The 15,963-nt window shown below is 75.1% G+C and carries 13 protein-coding genes; 5 read left to right on the forward strand and 8 right to left on the reverse strand.

Translation table 11 applies throughout. The annotated features are described in order from the left end of the window. Positions 1 to 152 precede the first annotated feature (152 nt). Together GA0070562_RS07345 and GA0070562_RS07350 are read right to left on the reverse strand one after the other, a co-directional pair. The gene (locus GA0070562_RS07345; RefSeq protein ID WP_091417435.1) at positions 153 to 2,708 is read right to left on the reverse strand and encodes a hypothetical protein; all 2,556 of its coding nucleotides are present in this window, start codon (positions 2,706 to 2,708) and stop codon (positions 153 to 155) included. After that, on the reverse strand, positions 2,705 to 4,039 hold the full coding sequence (locus tag GA0070562_RS07350) for an SWIM zinc finger family protein (protein ID WP_091417438.1): 1,335 nt from the start codon (positions 4,037 to 4,039) through the stop codon (positions 2,705 to 2,707). Before GA0070562_RS07350 ends, GA0070562_RS07345 begins: the two co-directional genes overlap by 4 nt. Positions 4,040 to 4,098: 59 nt before the next feature. On the opposite strand from GA0070562_RS07350, the gene GA0070562_RS07355 reads away from it, so the two are divergent. Continuing rightward, complete coding sequence (locus GA0070562_RS07355) at positions 4,099 to 4,641, forward strand: GNAT family N-acetyltransferase (RefSeq protein WP_091417441.1); 543 nt, start codon at positions 4,099 to 4,101, stop codon at positions 4,639 to 4,641. Positions 4,642 to 4,678: 37 nt separating this feature from the next. Then, positions 4,679 to 5,089, forward strand: coding sequence for a hypothetical protein (locus tag GA0070562_RS07360; RefSeq protein WP_091417445.1), 411 nt, complete (start codon positions 4,679 to 4,681; stop codon positions 5,087 to 5,089). Between the two features lie 44 nt (positions 5,090 to 5,133). On the opposite strand, the gene pgi is transcribed toward GA0070562_RS07360, so the two are convergent. Next, positions 5,134 to 6,768 carry a glucose-6-phosphate isomerase gene (pgi, locus tag GA0070562_RS07365; RefSeq protein ID WP_091418453.1) on the reverse strand — a complete coding sequence of 545 codons (1,635 nt, stop codon included), beginning with the start codon at positions 6,766 to 6,768 and terminating at the stop codon, positions 5,134 to 5,136. 247 nt (positions 6,769 to 7,015) lie between these two features. Between pgi and GA0070562_RS07370 the strand changes: the two genes are divergently transcribed. The 3 genes from GA0070562_RS07370 to GA0070562_RS07380 all read left to right on the forward strand — a co-directional run bounded on the left by GA0070562_RS07370 (position 7,016) and on the right by GA0070562_RS07380 (position 11,065). Continuing rightward, the gene (locus GA0070562_RS07370; RefSeq protein WP_091417448.1) at positions 7,016 to 8,953 is read left to right on the forward strand and encodes an ABC transporter ATP-binding protein; all 1,938 of its coding nucleotides are present in this window, start codon (positions 7,016 to 7,018) and stop codon (positions 8,951 to 8,953) included. Between the two features lie 77 nt (positions 8,954 to 9,030). Continuing rightward, complete coding sequence (locus GA0070562_RS07375; protein ID WP_091417452.1) at positions 9,031 to 10,080, forward strand: aldo/keto reductase; 1,050 nt, start codon at positions 9,031 to 9,033, stop codon at positions 10,078 to 10,080. A gap of 442 nt (positions 10,081 to 10,522) precedes the next feature. Next, positions 10,523 to 11,065: an RNA 2'-phosphotransferase gene (locus GA0070562_RS07380; RefSeq protein WP_091417455.1), complete on the forward strand. Its 543-nt coding sequence runs from the start codon at positions 10,523 to 10,525 to the stop codon at positions 11,063 to 11,065. Positions 11,066 to 11,072: 7 nt separating this feature from the next. Here GA0070562_RS07380 and GA0070562_RS07385 read toward each other — a convergent pair whose 3' ends face one another. The 5 genes from GA0070562_RS07385 to GA0070562_RS07405 all read right to left on the reverse strand — a co-directional run bounded on the left by GA0070562_RS07385 (position 11,073) and on the right by GA0070562_RS07405 (position 15,930). Continuing rightward, a complete protein-coding gene (locus GA0070562_RS07385) occupies positions 11,073 to 12,356 on the reverse strand; it encodes a sulfite oxidase (RefSeq protein WP_091417459.1) in 1,284 nt (427 codons plus the stop codon). A gap of 83 nt (positions 12,357 to 12,439) precedes the next feature. Further along, entirely contained in the window at positions 12,440 to 13,078 is a 639-nt protein-coding gene (locus tag GA0070562_RS07390; RefSeq protein ID WP_091417461.1) for a hypothetical protein, read from the reverse strand. After that, a complete protein-coding gene (locus GA0070562_RS07395; RefSeq protein ID WP_091417464.1) occupies positions 13,075 to 14,481 on the reverse strand; it encodes a selenium-binding family protein in 1,407 nt (468 codons plus the stop codon). The genes GA0070562_RS07390 and GA0070562_RS07395 overlap by 4 nt, the downstream gene beginning before the upstream one ends. A gap of 16 nt (positions 14,482 to 14,497) precedes the next feature. Further along, positions 14,498 to 15,223, reverse strand: coding sequence for an ABC transporter ATP-binding protein (locus GA0070562_RS07400; protein ID WP_091417467.1), 726 nt, complete (start codon positions 15,221 to 15,223; stop codon positions 14,498 to 14,500). After that, positions 15,196 to 15,930 (reverse strand): ABC transporter permease, encoded by a 735-nt coding sequence (locus tag GA0070562_RS07405; protein ID WP_254663750.1) that lies wholly within the window; start codon positions 15,928 to 15,930, stop codon positions 15,196 to 15,198. The genes GA0070562_RS07400 and GA0070562_RS07405 overlap by 28 nt, the downstream gene beginning before the upstream one ends. Positions 15,931 to 15,963: the final 33 nt, after the last annotated feature.

Below are 15,963 nucleotides of genomic sequence, written 5' to 3' on the forward strand. Positions count from 1 at the left end.
CACAACCCGCCCCGGACTCGCCGCGCCTGACAACCCGACGCGCCGGGCGTGGTAGCCGACTCGGTCGGGACGCACGAGTTCTGCCCTGAGACGGCGGGCCGGCGCGCATCCGCGTACCGGCCCGCTGCCCGCTCGGGTGACGAGGCGTAGGTTCAGGCGGCCACGGCGACGGCGAGTCGCCGGGCCTCGGCGACCAGCCGGCTTCCACCACCCCGGGCCACCACGTCGGCCAGGCCGGGCACCTCGATCCGGACGCCCGTCGCGGTCGCCGTCTCCGCCGCCAGCGCGAGCAGGTCCGGCGTGCCCCGCGGTGGCGCCGGGGCGGCCAGCAACGGCGGCAACGCCGCGGCGAGCAGCCGCCACACGCTCAGCCGGGCACCCGCCGCGACCGCGTCGCGCAGCGGGGTGACCGCCCGGGTCAGCGTCACCTGCCCGCCGGCCGCCAGCGCGCCGAGATGCCCGCCGGTCGCGGGCGCGTCCAGGTCACCGGCGGCGGCGAGGATCAGCACCGCGTCGAGCGCGGCCACCCGGTCCGCCTCGTGGCGGGCGCACAGCCCGTAGGCCAGCGCCAGATCGAGGGCCGGGCCGCCCACTCCCGTGCACTCGGCCAGCACCGGCAGGACCGCGCCGTGCCCGAGGGTGTCCTCCTGAGCGGCGCCGGCCACCTCGGGCAGCACGTGGGCGGCGACCACGCCCCGGTGCCCGGGCAGGACGGCCGGCCAGACGTCGCCCCAGCCGTCGGTCCACCGGCCGATCGGCGTGGGCTTCAGGGTGAGCAGGCCGAGCCGGTCCTCGACGCCGTCCGGCGGGGTGAGCGCGACGAGCGTCCGCCCTTCGGGCAGCTGGTCGTAGCCCCAGTCGTACCCGGCCGACCGCGCCCGCCGGCCCACTGTCACCACCTGCTGCGCCGTGGCCGGCACGGCGTCGCCGCGCAGCCAGCGGGCCAGCTCGTCACCGGCCGGCGTGCGCAGCGCCGCGGCGCGTTCGGCCAGCGGCTCGTTTAGGCCGGCCGGCAGGCGCAGCAGGGCCTGTGCGAGATCCCAGCGCCACGCCGGACGGTCACCCAGCGCGGCCAGCCGTTCGTAGAGCACCACCGGCTCGATCGCCCCGGTGACCGAGGTCGGCGCGGACAGCAGGCCCGGGTCGTCGCGTCCGTCCAGCCGCTGTCCGATCTCGGCCAGCCGGGTGCAGGCGAGCTGGACGGGCGCGGGTCGACGCGTGGCCGGAACCGGTGGGCCGCCCCGCAACGGCAGCGGCGCGCGTGGGCGGGAATCGGCCAGCAGGGTGCTCCACTGGTCGCGGCGGGTCGCCGCCTCGGGCGCACCGCAGACGGCCAGCAGGAGCCCGTGCATCTGCACCGACTGGTTGGACACCGCCCAGGGATGGTCCCACACGCCGACCTGCTCGCGGCGTACCACCGGCAGCAGCGCCGCCGTGAGCCGCTCCCGGTCGGCGGTGCCGAGCCGGACCAGGCCGTCCATGACGCGTTCCGTCGTCAGCGCGGGCCAGCGCCGGCCGAGCGACGCCGCGATCTCCTCGACCAGTTCGTCCACCCCGGCGATCGGCGGCGGGGCGGCCGCTGCCGGCAGCGGCGGCGGCAGGTCGTCGTGGGCCTCGACCACCGTGGCTACGGCAACCGGCCGGTGACCGTGCCGCTGCGCCAGCGTCAGCGCGCGTTCGCGCAGGCCGGCGTCCGGGTGGTCGGCCGCCACGGCGAGCACCGCGCCGATCTCCGGGGCCTGATCCGGGTGCTGCCGGGCCAGCCGGTCGAGCCAGGACACCTGCGCCCGGACCAGCGCCTTCTCCGGCCGGGCCAGGACCGTCCGGGCGGCCTCCCACAGCGCCTCCGGCTCGGCGGCGTCACCGGCCTCCCGTAGCGTCCGCTGGGCGGTGCGGGCCACCGGTCCGGGACCGTCGGCGAGCAGCCGCAGATAGGCGTTCGACCGCACCGCCACCTCGTCCGGGGTCGGCGCGAGCAGGTCGTGCAGCGCCAGGAACGGGCGCAGCGCGCCCGGCCGGTCGCCGCGCAGCAACCGGCCGAGGACGCCGTTGAGCAGGGCCGCCCGGTCGAGCCGGCCCTCCGCCGCCAGCGCCGCCAGCGCCCGGGGCAGCGCATTCGAGTCCGTGCCCGCGCCGTCGCCGCGGGCCAGCTCGGTGCCCACCCCGTCCACCTCGAACAGGCGCGGCAACAGCGCGTCGAGGAACGGGTCCGCCCGCAGCCGGTCCACAGTCGGCGGACGGGTTCCGCGCGGATCCGGCCAGCCCTGCGCGGCGGCCCACCCTCGCACGAAGTCGTCCCCGGTCGGCGGCGGCGCCTTCTCCGCCAGCAGGAGACCGGCGACGAACGGCCAGCCCGCGACCATCCGGTCTCGGGGGAGTCGGTCGGCCAGCTTGTGCGCCACCTCGGCCAGCCAGGTCACCCCGCGCTCCCGGGCGGTGTCGACCACCGGCGCCGCGTCGACGCCGCTCAGCCAGACCGAGCGGCGGCCGAGCAGCGCGGCCACCTTCGTCGGGGTGCTCAGCGTCCCCACCGCAGCCACCGCCAGCGTTGCCGCCTCGCCCTGCCACCACCAGGCGTCCCGCCTGCGGCGCACGTCGGCGACCAGCTCGTCGCCGAGCGCCCGCCGGGCCGGTTCGTCCAACCCGGCCAGGGCCGACCGGACCTCCGACATCCTGCCGCGCACCACCGCCTCGACGAAGCCGGTCACGACAGTACCTCCACCGGCGCCGCGACCATCGACACGGCCAGCGCGTGCCGGCACGGCCCTCGCTGCCCGCGGTGCCGCGCCCACCAGCGGCAGGTGCAGGAGTACGCGCCGTTCGGGTGCCGGCGTACCCGGTAGGTCTCGGCGTCGGTGCGTACCGTCGCGTTCTCGCCGTCTCGCTCGACCGCGCCGCGCTCGACCAGCGCACGCGCGCCGACCAGCCGCGGGTTGTCCCGCTCCACGCGGCCCGCGTCGTAGGGCATCACCCGGTGGAAGTACGCCCCGTCGGCCACGTCGTAACCGACCCGCCCGGCGGTGCCCAACTGGGCGAGCGCGGCGCGCACCCGCTCGTCGGGCAGCGCGGCGGCGTCGGCGAGCGCGGCCACGTCGATCGTCGGATCCCAGTTGAGCAGCGCGCCGACCAGCTCCGCGTCGTCGACCACGTCGTCGCCCGCGAGCGCCGCCAGGGCCGCCCCCTCGCCGGAGAAGCCCCGGTACGGCTCGGGGGACAGCGTCAGCGACAGCCGCAGCGCCCCGGTGTCCAACTCCCACGTGCTCGGCACGGCGGGGGAGCCGGCCCGCGCCGCCGGGCCGTACACCCGCAGGGTGCGCGCGTGGCGCAGCACGCCGCGCAGCGCCGCGAGCCGGCCCGCGCCGGCCAGGCAGACCGCGCCGGGCACCGGGCGGGAGGTCAGCCGCAGCGTACGCCCGGCGGGCACCGCCCACAGCACACTGCGGTCGCCGGCGGCGGGCAGCCGCCGCAGGAACGCCGCCGCCTCCGCCGCCGCGATCTCGGCGCGCGGCTCGAAGCCGGCGGTGAGCACGTGCACCTCGGCGAAACCGCGCAGCCAGCGGCCGGGCAGCGGCACCTTCCGCTCGACCACCGAGCCGTCCATCGTGGATACCGTCAGGTCCTCCGGGCCGACCGCCACGTGCAGCGGCTCGATGCCGCCCACCCGGGCCAGCGCCTCCCGCAACGGCGGGTTCACGTCCACGTTCGTGGTGCCGTGGCCGCTGATGTCCCCGTCGAGCCCGGCCGGCAGGACGTCCATCCGCGCGTACACCCCGCAGCAGCCGGAGAACGACTCGAACCGCAGGCGACCCCGGCTGCCGGTCACCACCGGGTCCAGGCTGGCCGGGTTGACCGGCTGGTAGTAGCGGGTACGGGCCACCTCGGCGACGGCGAGCAGCCCGGCCGCCGCCGCGGCCGGGGCGGTGAGGAACCCGGCGAAGAAGCGCGGGTTGGCCGCCGGGCCGCCGCAGGTCTGCAGGTCGAGACCGGCGGTGCGCAGCGCGGACGGCTGAAGATATCGGTACGTCTGGACGGCGTTCACGGCGCCGACCGTAGAGGGACCGACCGACAAAACGACGACGGTCCTGCTAGCTTCCTCGGATGTTCGCCCACGCCCTCACCGACGACGCCGAGCTGCGTCCACTGTCGCCCTGGCACGCCGAGGAGTTCCTGGCCAACCTCGACCGCTGCCGCGACCACATCTCGCCCTGGGTCGGCGCGTCCTTCGTCGCCACCGACGCCGAGTCGGCCCGCAAGGTCCTGCAGGCGTACGCCGACCGGTGGGCCCGCGACGACGGCGGCATCTGGGGCATCTGGCAGCGCGGCACGCTCGTCGGCGGCGTGCTGTTCGTGTCACTGAGCACCGATCGCGGGGTGTGCGAGGCCGGCTGCTGGCTGGAACCCGGCGCCGAGGGGCAGGGCCTGGTCACCAGCGCCGCCCGCTTCGTCATCGACTGGGCGGTGCGGGAGCGCGGCATCCACCGCGTCGAGTGGGTCACGAAGGCCGGCAACGAGCGCAGCGTCGCCGTCGCGCGGCGGCTCGGCATGAGCCGCGACGGCGTCATGCGCGGAGCCGCACCGACGCCCGACGGGCGCGCCGACCTGGAGGTATGGTCCGTCCTGGCACCGGAGTGGACCGCCTGACCGGGAATTTGTCGTACCCGGACGTGAACATGTGTCCATGGCTGTCCCCGCACTGGCCGACCGGTCCCCCCAGCCGCGCGCCCTGCCGCTGCGCGAGGTCCGCACCCGGCTCACCCAGCTCGTCTCCCTGGCCGAGCTGACCGACACCGTCACGCTCGTCACCCGCGACGGCGATCCCCGGCCGGTCGCCGCGATCGTGCCCGCGTCCGCCGCCCGCACCGGGGCCCAGGCCCGCGCCGACGCCGAACGCGTCGCCGCGATCAGCGCCGGCTGGGCCCGCCGCCTGGAGGAGCTGCACCGGCAGTCCAGCCGGCGGCACGCCGCCGAGCTGCGGGCGCTGGCCGACGCGCTCGCCGAGGCGTGGGCCGAACTCGACCGCCGCGCCCCGGCCGGCGACCCGGCGCTGGCCCGGCTGCGCGCCGCGCACGCCGACCTGCTGCGCCGCTGACCCGTGGCGTCCCGCCGTGTACGCGGGACGCCACGGGCATGCGGTCAGCTCCGGCCGCGCTCGGCCCGGTAGCGCCGGATCAGCTCGGCGGTCGAGGTGTCCACGTCGGCCAGGTCCGGGTCCGGGCCGGTGAGCTTCGGCGCGAGCTGGTTGGCCATCACCTTGCCCAGCTCCACGCCCCACTGGTCGAAGGCGTTGATGTCCCAGATCGCGGCTTCGGTGAACACGATGTGCTCGTAGAGCGCGATCAGCTGGCCGAGCGTCGACGGGGTGAGCTTCGGCGCCAGGATCGACGTGGTCGGGTGGTTGCCCGCCATCACCCGGTGCGGCACCACCTCGGGCGCGGTGCCCTCGGCCTCCACCTGCTCCCGGGTGCGCCCGAACGCCAGCGCGGCGGTCTGGGCGAAGAAGTTCGACATGAACAGGTCGTGCATGTCGCCCAGGTCGTGGTTGGGCCGGCTGAACGCGATGAAGTCCGCCGGGATCAGCCGGGTGCCCTGGTGGATGAGCTGGTAGAAGGCGTGCTGGCCGTTGGTGCCCGGCTCGCCCCAGAAGATCTCCCCGGTCGGGTACGTCACGGGCGAGCCGTCGACGCGTACCGACTTGCCGTTGCTCTCCATGGTGAGCTGCTGCAGGTAGGCGGGGAACCGGTGCAGGTACTGCGAGTAGGGGAGCACGGCGTGGGTCTCCGCGCCGAGGAAGTCGGTGTACCAGACGTTGAGCAGGCCGAGCAGCGCCGGGACGTTGCGCTCCACCGGGGCGGACCGGAAGTGCTCGTCGACAGCGTGGTAGCCGGCCAGCATCTCGCGGAACCGGTCCGGCCCGATCGCCAGCATGACCGACAGGCCGACCGCCGACGGCAGCGAGTAGCGTCCGCCCACCCAGTCCCAGAAGCCGAACATGTTCTCCGGGTCGATGCCGAAGTCCCGGACCCGCTGCTCGTTGGTGCTGACCGCGACGAAGTGCCGGGCGACCGCGTCGTCGTCCGCGTCCAGCCCGGCGAGCAGCCAGCGCCGCGCCTGGTCGGCGTTGGCGAGCGTCTCCTGGGTGGAGAACGTCTTGGAGACCACCACGAACAGCGTGCTCGCCGGGTCCAGGTCGGCGGTCTTGTCGTGGATGTCGGTCGGGTCGATGTTGGACACGAAGCGGCAGCTCATGCCCGCGTCCCGGTACGCCTTCAGCGCCTCGTACGCCATCACCGGCCCGAGGTCGGAGCCGCCGATGCCGATGTTGACCACTGTGGTGATCCGCTCCCCGGTGTGGCCGCGCCACGAGCCGGAGCGCACCCGCTGCGCGAACGCCGCCATGCGGTCCAGCACGGCGTGCACGTCGGCGACCACGTCCTGGCCGTCCACGGTGAGCGAGGCGTCCGGGGGCAGGCGCAGCGCGGTGTGCAGCACCGCCCGGTCCTCGGTGACGTTGATGTGCCGGCCGGCGAACATGGCCGCGATCCGGTCGGTCAGCCCGACCCGCTCGGCGAGCGCGCCGAGCAGCGCGATCGTCTCGTCGGTGACCAGGTTCTTGCTGTAGTCCACGTGCAGGTCGGCGACCTCACCGGTGAGCCGCTCACCCCGCTGCCCGTCGGCGGCGAACAGGTCGCGCAGGTGCGTGCCGCGCATCGCCTCGGCGTGCTTGCGCAGCGCCTGCCATTCGTCGGTGGTGGTGACGTCCACAGCCATCGGGTCGATCTTCTCCTTCACGACGGGCGGTCGGCCGGCCTGCGCCGGCGAACCCCACAAGCCTGCCACCCGGACCGGTCGCGCGCGACGCGACCCGGCCGCGATCACCGTGTGGGCGGGTGTTTCCGGCCACCGCTCCGGGACACGCCGTTGGGACGTCTGTACGACACGCCGGTTACTGAGTGACATCCTTCGATAGCGGACCGTAGTATCCAGCGTTGCTGCCCGAACGCGTCGAGGGGGTGCCATGGCCGGGGTGATCCGTCCACGTCCGCCGTCCGAGCCGGAGGAACCGGTAGGGGAGACGACCCTGCCCGAGCTCGTCGATCCGCACTGGATGCACCGGGCCACCGAACTGGCCCACACCGGCTTCTGGTCGGTGGCGCGCCGGTTGCCCGCGCTGATCCGCGAGGCGATCAGTCTCGCCTGGGCGACCAGCCGCCGGGACACCGCCGCCTCGCTGGGCCTCAACGTCGCCGCCGGCGTGCTCACCACGCTGGGCCTGCTCGCCACCACCGGAGTGCTCCACCAACTGTTCGCGGCGGGTCCGACACCGGACCGGATCCGGGCGGCGCTGCCCGCCCTGGCAGTGGCGGCGGCCGCCGTCGCCGGGCGCGGCGCGCTGACCATCGCCGCCGGATGGGCGCAGGCCCGGCTCGTACCGCAGATCAACTTCACAGTGGAGCGGCGGCTGTTCGAGACGACGTCCGCCGTGGAACTGGCGGCCTTCGACGACGCCGGCTTCGCCGAGGAGATGGACCGCGCCCGCGACCGGGGACTGGCCGAGGCGGGCTCCCTGGTCAACGACACGGTCAACCTGGTCACCGGCGTGGTCGGCGTGATCGCCACGGCCACCGCCGTGACGATCATCCACCCGCTGCTGCTGCCCTGCCTGGTCGTCGCCGCCGCGCCGGAGGCGGTGACGGCGGTGCGGATGGCCCGCCGCCAGCACGTCGACTGGCTCGCCCGCATCACCCGGCGGCGACGCAAGTGGATGCTGGGCGACCTGATGGCCAACCGGCACACCGCGGCCGAGATCCGCGTCTACCAGATGCGCGACTTCCTGCTCTCGGAATACCACCTCATGACGCGCCTGGAGACCCGCGCCGAGCTGCGCCTCGCCCGGGCGCAGACGGTCACCCGGGCGATCGGCCTGTCCATCACGGGCGTCGCCACGTTCGGGCTCTACGTGGTGCTGGGCGCGTTGCTGGTGGGTGGTGTGGTGGCGCTCGCGGCAGCGGCCACCGCGCTGCTCGCGCTCCAGTCCGCCCGGACGAGCCTGCGCACGGCGGTCTTCGCCACCAACTCGCTCTACGAGGACGCCCTCTACTACCAGGACTACCGCGACTTCCTGGACCGGGCTACGCGGCGGATCCCGGCGGGCGGGCACCTGCCGGTCGCCGGGTTCACGCGCATCGACGTCGAGCGGGTCAGCCTGCGCTACCCGGACACCGACACGGCGGCCGTCGACGAGGTGAGTCTGACGGTCCGGCGCGGCGAGGTGATCGCGCTGGTGGGAGAGAACGGCTCCGGCAAGACCACGCTCGCCAAGCTGATCGCCGGCCTCTACCGTCCCACCGGCGGCACGATCCGATGGGACGGCGTGGACGCCGCCGAGCTGGACCCCCGGCAGACCGCCGCCCAGGTCGCGGTGATGAGCCAGGACTGGTGGAAGTTCCCGTTCACCGCCCGCCAGAACATCCGGGCCGGCCGCCACGACCGCGCCGGCGGGCCCGGCCCCAGCGTCGAGACCGCCGCCCGCGACGCCGCGGCGCACGACATGATCAGCGAGCTGCCGTTCGGGTACGACACGCTGCTCGACCGGCAGTTCAAGAACGGGCAGGACCTGTCCGGCGGGCAGTGGCAACGGCTGGTGGCCGCCCGCGGGCTCTACCGCGACGCCCGGCTGCTGATCTGCGACGAGCCGTCCGCCGCGCTGGACGCACGTGCCGAGCACGCCCTCTTCCAGCACCTGCGTCGGCACCCGGACCGGGCCGTCGTGCTGATCACCCACCGGCTCGCCAACGTCCGGCACGCCGACCGGATCCTCGTGATGGACCACGGCCGGCTCGTGCAGTCAGGTGACCACGACACGCTGATGGCCCAGGGTGGGCTCTACCGCGAGCTGTTCGAGTTGCAGGCGGCCGGCTACCTCGCCGGCAGCGCGGAACCCGCCGACGGTTGACCTCCAGCGCACTCGAACTCCTACCGTGACCGGACCGCGCGCCACCCGGCCGGCGCGGTGCAACCCAGGGAGTTCACATGCGCTATCGCGTCCTCGGCGGCACCGGCATCGAGGTCAGCGTCCACTGCCTCGGCACCATGATGTTCGGCGCGGTCGGCAACGCCGACCACGACGACTGCGCCCGCATCGTCCACGCGGCACTGGCCCGCGGGATCAACTTCGTGGACACCGCCGACATGTACTCGGCCGGCGAGTCGGAGGAGATCGTCGGCAAGGCCCTGCGCGGCCGGCGCGACGACGTGGTGCTCGCCACAAAGGTGCACTTCCCGATGGGGGAGGGGCCCAACCGCGGCGGCAACTCGCGACGCTGGATCGTCCGGGCGGTGGAGGACAGCCTGCGCCGGCTGGGCACCGACTGGATCGACCTCTACCAGGTGCACCGTCCGGACCACACCACCGACGTCGAGGAGACGCTCGCCGCGCTCACCGACCTGGTCCGGGCCGGGAAGATCCGCGCGTTCGGCTGCTCGACCTTCCCGGCCGAGGAGATTGTGGAGGCGCACCACGTCGCCGACCGGAGGGCGCTCGGCCGGTTCCGCACCGAGCAGCCGCCGTACTCGATCCTGGCGCGCGGCGTCGAGGCGTCGGTGCTGCCGGTCTGCCGCCGCTACCGGATGGGCGTGCTGGTGTGGAGCCCGCTGGCCTCCGGGTTCCTGTCCGGCCGGTACCGGCAGGGCCGGCCCGTCGACCTCGGCGCCGGACGGCCGGCGCTCACTCCGGCCCGGTTCGACCCGGCGCTGTCCGGCAACGCCGCGAAGTACGCCGCCGTCGAGGACCTGGTCACGCTCGCCGGCGAGGTGGGCTGCACGCTGCCGCAGCTCGCCGTGGCGTTCACCGCCGCGCACCCCGCGGTCACCTCGGCCATCATCGGGCCGCGCACGATGGACCAGCTGGACGCGCTGCTGGCCGGGGCGGAACTGACGCTCGACGACGCGGTGCTGGACCGGATCGACGAGATCGTCCCGCCCGGCGTGAACCTCTACCAGCCCGACGGCGTCTGGTCCCCGCCCAGCCTGACCGACCCGTCCCACCGCCGCCGCCCCCTCCCGGACCGGGCCGCCGCCTGACCCGTCCCGCCCACCCGCCCCTTCCCCGCCCCTCATCCCTCCCCGCCCTCGGCTCCCCGCCCTCGGCTCCCCGCCCTCGGCTCCCCGCCCTCGGCTCCCCGCCCTCGGCTCCCCGCCCGTCGATCATGGAGTTCCGGCCCCGGCAAACACCGTAATCCGGACACCCGAAGGGCGGAAACCGCAAGATCGGCGGGGCAGGGCGGGGAGGGCGGACAGCGCAAGATCGGCGTGGCGTGGCGTGGCGGGGCGAGGCAGGGCAGGGCAGGGCGGCAGAGGAAAGGGCGCGGCGGAAGCGCGGCGGGGGAAAGGCGAGGCGGGGACGGGAGAGGCAAGGCGAAGCAGGGAGGGGCAGCGGAAGGAGCGAGACGGGCGCGGGGCGGGCTAGGGAAGCGCGGGAGGGAACTGCGTCGACAGGTGAAGGGTGCGGCTCCACACTGGGCGGGTGGAACACCGGGATCTTGTTCGGGTCAGCAAGCGGCTGTCGCTGGCGTTGCGGCACCGGCCCGACGCGTTCGGCCTGCGACTCGACCGGGCCGGCTGGGTGCCGGTCACGGACGTGCTCGCCGGGCTGGGGATCACCCGCGCCCAACTGGACGCCGTGGTCGCGGGCAACGACAAGCAGCGCTTCGCGGTCGAGGCCGGCCCGGACGGGGCCGACCGGATCCGCGCCAACCAGGGGCACTCGGTGCCGGTCGACCTCGGCCTGACCCCGGCCGCGCCGCCGCCCCGGCTGTTCCACGGCACCGGCGAGGCCGTGCTGGACGCGATCCGGGCGCAGGGGCTGCGCCGGGGCGGCCGGCACCACGTACACCTGTCGCCTGATGTGGCGACGGCCCGGCGCGTCGGCGCGCGCCGGGGCGGCGCGGTGGTGGTGCTGACCGTGGACGCGGCGGCGATGGCCGCCGCTCGTTACCTGTTCTACCGCTCGGCGAACGGGGTGTGGCTCACCGACACCGTCCCGCCGGCCTACCTCGGCACCACCTGAGCGGGCGTCAGCAGGCGGTCACCGGGTGGGCCACCACGGCGTCGAAGAGGTACGCGAGGTCGTTCGGCGCGGCCCGGTCGGGCTGCCGTGCGCCGGTGCAGTCGGTGGCGCGGGCGCGCAGGACGTGCCGGCCGGCGGTCGGCGGGCGCCAGCGGGCGGTCCAGCGCTGCCAGGCGCCGCCCCGGTCGGCCTCGACCAGGTCGGCCGGGCGCCACCCGTCGCCGGTGTCCACCTCGACGTGCTCGATCGGGCCGTTGCCGGACCAGGAACGGCCGGTCAGCAGCACCTCGTCGCCGGCCGGCACCCGGGCGTCCCAGGGCAGCTCGAACGCGCTGCGTACCGGCTGGGTGGTGAGCACCGTGCCGTCGGCCGGGTGGCCGGGGCCGAACATCCGGTAGAACTGCGTGTTCCACGGCGAGAACAGGGGGGTGGTGGAGACCTCGATCGCGCCCACCCACTTGATCGAGGAGATGCCGACCCAGCCGGGCACCACGACCCGCACCGGGAAACCGTGGTCGGCGGGCAGCGGCTCGCCGTTCATCTCGTACGCCAGCAGCACGTCGTCGAGCGCCTTGGCGACGGGCATCGGGCGGCGTACCCGGCCGAGGTTGACCCCGCCGCTGACGTAGTCCGGGTCGAGGCCCTCGGGCATCACGTCGACCGCCTCGTCGCGCAGCCCGGCCAGGCGCAGCACGGTGCCGAGCTTTACGCCCCGCCACCGGGCCACGCCGACGCTGCCGAGTCCCCACGCCACGCCCGGGGCGGGCTCGTCCTGCTGCTCGGCGAAGTAGCGCCGCCCGTTGCCGGCGCACTCGAGCAGCGCCGCGTGCTCCTCGGCGGGCAGCCGGCGCAGCTCGTCGAGGTCGAACTCGACCGGGTTGTCCCGGCTGGGCGCACCGCGCAGGCCGTCGCCGAACAGCCGCAGCCGCCAGGTGGCCGCGTCCAGGTGCGGGGTGAGCGTGTGGTTGCGGATGAAGAAGCGGTCGGTCGGGACCACGTATCCCTGGCCGGCCATCGACGGCCAGCGCATCTCGGCGTTGGTGTCCAGGGGGCGCAGCAGTTCCGGCGGCAGCGGCTTGGCGATCGGCGCGCCGGGGTCGACGCCGACCGGCGCGGACGCCACCGCGACCGGCTCGCGCTCCGCGGCGGCGGCGGTCACCGCGGCCATCGCCGCGCCCACCTCCAGCAGCCGGTCGCGGTCGACGCCCGGCCCGTGCGCCTGCCCGGCGAGCCACTGCCGGCTCCGGTCGGCGTCGTGGACGGCTTCGGCTGAGGACGGGGACTGACTCACGGCTGACCTCCGGGTGGGCGACGCTGCCTTTCCTATTCAATCAGTAGGACTTCTCATCGATCCACCCCAGGTGGGGCGACGGCTCACGCCGCGCCGATCAGCGTCACCACCCCGGCCGCGACGAGCACGCCGGCCCAGAGCCGGTCGACGTTGAACCAGGCGCGGCGCAGCACACCGACGCCGAGCACCTCGTACACCAGCAGGGCCACGACCAGCGCGACGGCGAGCATGGCGACGGTGTGCACGGCCGCGGCGAGCAGGCCGGTCAGCGCGCCGGCCGGCGCGGCGGCGAGGTGCCCGGAGTGCGGACCGGCGGCGGCCGCGGGTTCGGCGAGCAGCACCGGCAGCAGCATCAGGCCCGCGCCGTGCGCCGCCGACATCAGGAACGACCAGGCGGTGAGCTGCGCCGCCGACAGCCGCATCCCGGCCCACCGGAAGTGCCGGTCGGACAGCAGCCGCCACAGCCCGAACCCGACCAGCAGCACCCCGCCGGTCACCGCGACCACCGTGCTCGCCGTCACCGACCGGGTCGCGCTGACCAGGGCGGCGACCACCGCCACCGACGCCAGGTGACCGGCCGCGATCGGTGGCAGGGCCGCCATCAGTGCCGCCCGGCGGCGCTCCTGGAGGCCCCGGGCCACCGCGAACAGCCACCCCATCGCCGGGTTCAGGCCGTGGAACGCGCCGAGGCCGGCCAGCGCAGCCCAGGTCGCGCCGGTCACGGGAAGCAGTACGAGTCGGACGAGGCGTCGCCGCCCTGCAACCGGGTCTGGTGCACGCGCAGGCCGCGGAACTCCTCCCCGCGCGGGAAGAACCGCGGGTCCGGCACCAGGCCCCCGTGCTCCGGGTCGACGTCGAGCTTCGCCACCCAGGCGCCCACCCCGTCGGGGTAGAACTGGTCGTCCCAGGTGCCGTAGAGGGAGTTGCTGACGTAGACGCGGCGGCCGTCGCGGCTGATCTCCACCATCTGCGGCCCGCCGGCCAGCGGCTCGTCCGGGAACGCCGGGTGCGGGGTGCGGTTGACGATGCCGCCGAGGCGCACCGAGCCGACGCGTACCGGGTGGAACGGGTCGCTGACGTCGTAGCGGATCAGCTCACCGGTGCCCCAGCAGGAGACGTGCAGGAACCGGTCGTCCACGGACAGGTCGATGTCGGTGACCAGCGGCGGCACCGCCCCGAACGGCTTGAGCAGGTCCGGCAGGTCGGCCGGGTCGGCCGGCTCCGCCGGGATGTCGATCACCCTGGTCACCGCCCAGGCGTCGCCGTCGCGGTGCCACAGCCAGATCGAGGCGGACAGGTCCTCGACGCTGATCACCACGCCGACGAAGCCGTACGACTTGGTCGGGTCGTGCGCGGGGCGCAGCTCCAGCGGCATCTGGTACTGGTCGCCGAGGTCGACGCGCTGCACGTGCCGGCGCTTCGCCAGGTCCCAGAAGTGGATCGCGTGCCCGTACCTGCGACCCAGCAGCAGTTCCCCGACGATGCCGTCCTCGATCATCGACGGCGTGCCCCACTCGCTGGTGACCAGCACGTCCTGCGTGTAGTGCCACCAGAAGTCGTACGCCAGGAACTGCGGCCCCCGGTCGGCCTCCCACGCGCCGCGTACCTCGAACGTGGTGTGGTCCAGCACGGCGATGCCGCCGGGCCCTTCCTGCCCGTCCGCGCCGCCGAGCGCGGAGACGTAGATGCCGTCCGGGCCGCAGTGCACCGTGTGCGGGCGGGAGTACCCGGCGCGCTCGCCCAGCTCCTCCGCCTCGATCACCTTGACCAGGCTCGGCCGGCGTGGGTCGGGTTTGGTGTCGAGCACGTGGATCCGGGACGAGCGCAGGCCCGGCACGATCAGGTAGCGGCGTTCCACGTGCGGGTGCGGCGCGGTCGGGCAGAGCGCGCTGCTGCACGCGTTCCAGCCGAAGTGGTGCAGCTCGTCGCCGGTGTTCGGCAGCTCGGTCCAGCCCACCACCCGGCCGTACGAGCCGGAGTCCGGGTCGGTGTCGAGCACCGCGATGGCGTCGGGGCGCTGCCCGGCGCGGTCGAACGCGGCGACGTACGCGAGCTTCTCGGGCGGCGCGGTGGCGGCGAGCGCGGGGGAGGGGTAGAAGGTCGGGTCGGGCGTCCAGCGGGTCATCGGTTCTCCATCGCGGTCAGCCGGCGGGTACGCCGAGACGGTCGAGCAGGTGGCGGCGCAGTGCGCCGAGGGCCGGGTCGTCGGGGCTCGGGGACGGGCCGAGGCGTACCGGCACCTCCTCAGCGATCACGCCGTCGTCGAGGAGCAGGACGCGGTCGGCCAGCAGCAGCGCCTCCTCCACGTCATGGGTGACGAGCAGCGCGGCGAAGCCGTGCTGGGCGCGCAGCCGCCGCAGCAGCCCCTGCATGCGCAGCCGGGTCAGCGCGTCGAGCGCGCCGAACGGCTCGTCCAGCAGCAGCAGGTCCGGTTCGCGGACCAGTGCGCGGGCCACCGCGACCCGCTGCGCCTGCCCGCCGGACAGCTCCGCCGGCCAGGCCCGGCCCCGGTCGGCGAGCCCCACCTCGGCCAGCGCGCGGCCGACCCGCTCGCCCACGTCCGGCCCGGTCAGGCCGAGCGCCACGTTGCCTGCTACCCGCTTCCACGGCAGCAGCCGGTGCTCCTGGAACACCACGGCGGCCGTGCCGTGCACCGCGTGCTCGCCGCCCGCGTCGCCGTCGAGCCCGGCGAGCACGCGCAGCAGCGTGCTCTTGCCGGAGCCGCTGCCGCCCAGCAGTGCCACCGTCTCCCCGGCGGCGATGGTCAGGTCCACCCCGGCCAGCACCACGGCCGGGCCGAAGGACCGGGTCACCGCGCGTGCGGTGAGCACCGGCCCGGTCAGGTCGCGCGCAGTCCGCGTCGCCACGCCAGCGTCCTCCTCTCCGCGTACCGGATGAGCAGGTCGGAGGCGAGGCCCAGCAGCGCGTAGATGAGCAGGCCGAGCACCACCACGTCGGTCTGGCTGAACTCGCGCGCCTCCATCATCAGGAACCCGACGCCGGTCTGCGCGTTCACCTGCTCGCCGACGACCAGGCTGAGCCAGGCCGCGCCGATGGCCAGCCGCAGCCCGAGGAACAGCGCCGGCAGCGCGCCGGGCAGCACCACGTGGCGCAGCCGGGCCGCCGCGCCGAGGCCGCAGGTACGCGCCGCCTCCACCAGCCGCTCGTCGATGTCGCGGATGCCGGCGTACGTGTTGAAGTAGATCGGGAAGAACGCGCCGAGCGCGACGAGGGTGACCTTCAGCGACTCCCCGATGCCGACCCAGATGATCAGCAACGGGACCAGGCCCAGGTGCGGCAGCATCCGGGCCATCTGCACCGGCGGGTCGACCAGGTCGTCGCCGAGGCGCAGCAGCCCCGCCGCCGCGCCGAGCACCAGCGCCAGGCCGCCGCCGATGAGCAGGCCGAGCGCGGCGCGGGTGAGCGAGTCGAGCAGGTGCACACCGAGTGTGCCGTCGCGGGCCAGCCGCCACCCGGTCGCCAGCACCGCGCTGGGCGCGGGCAGCTTCTCCGGGGCGAGCAGCCCGGTCCGCGCGGCGGCCTCCCAGGCGAGCACCAGCACGACCGGGCTCACCGCGCGCCGCCACCGCCGCGGGACGCGGGCCCG

Source organism: Micromonospora tulbaghiae (genome assembly GCF_900091605.1).
Taxonomy (GTDB): Bacteria; Actinomycetota; Actinomycetes; order Mycobacteriales; family Micromonosporaceae; genus Micromonospora; species Micromonospora tulbaghiae.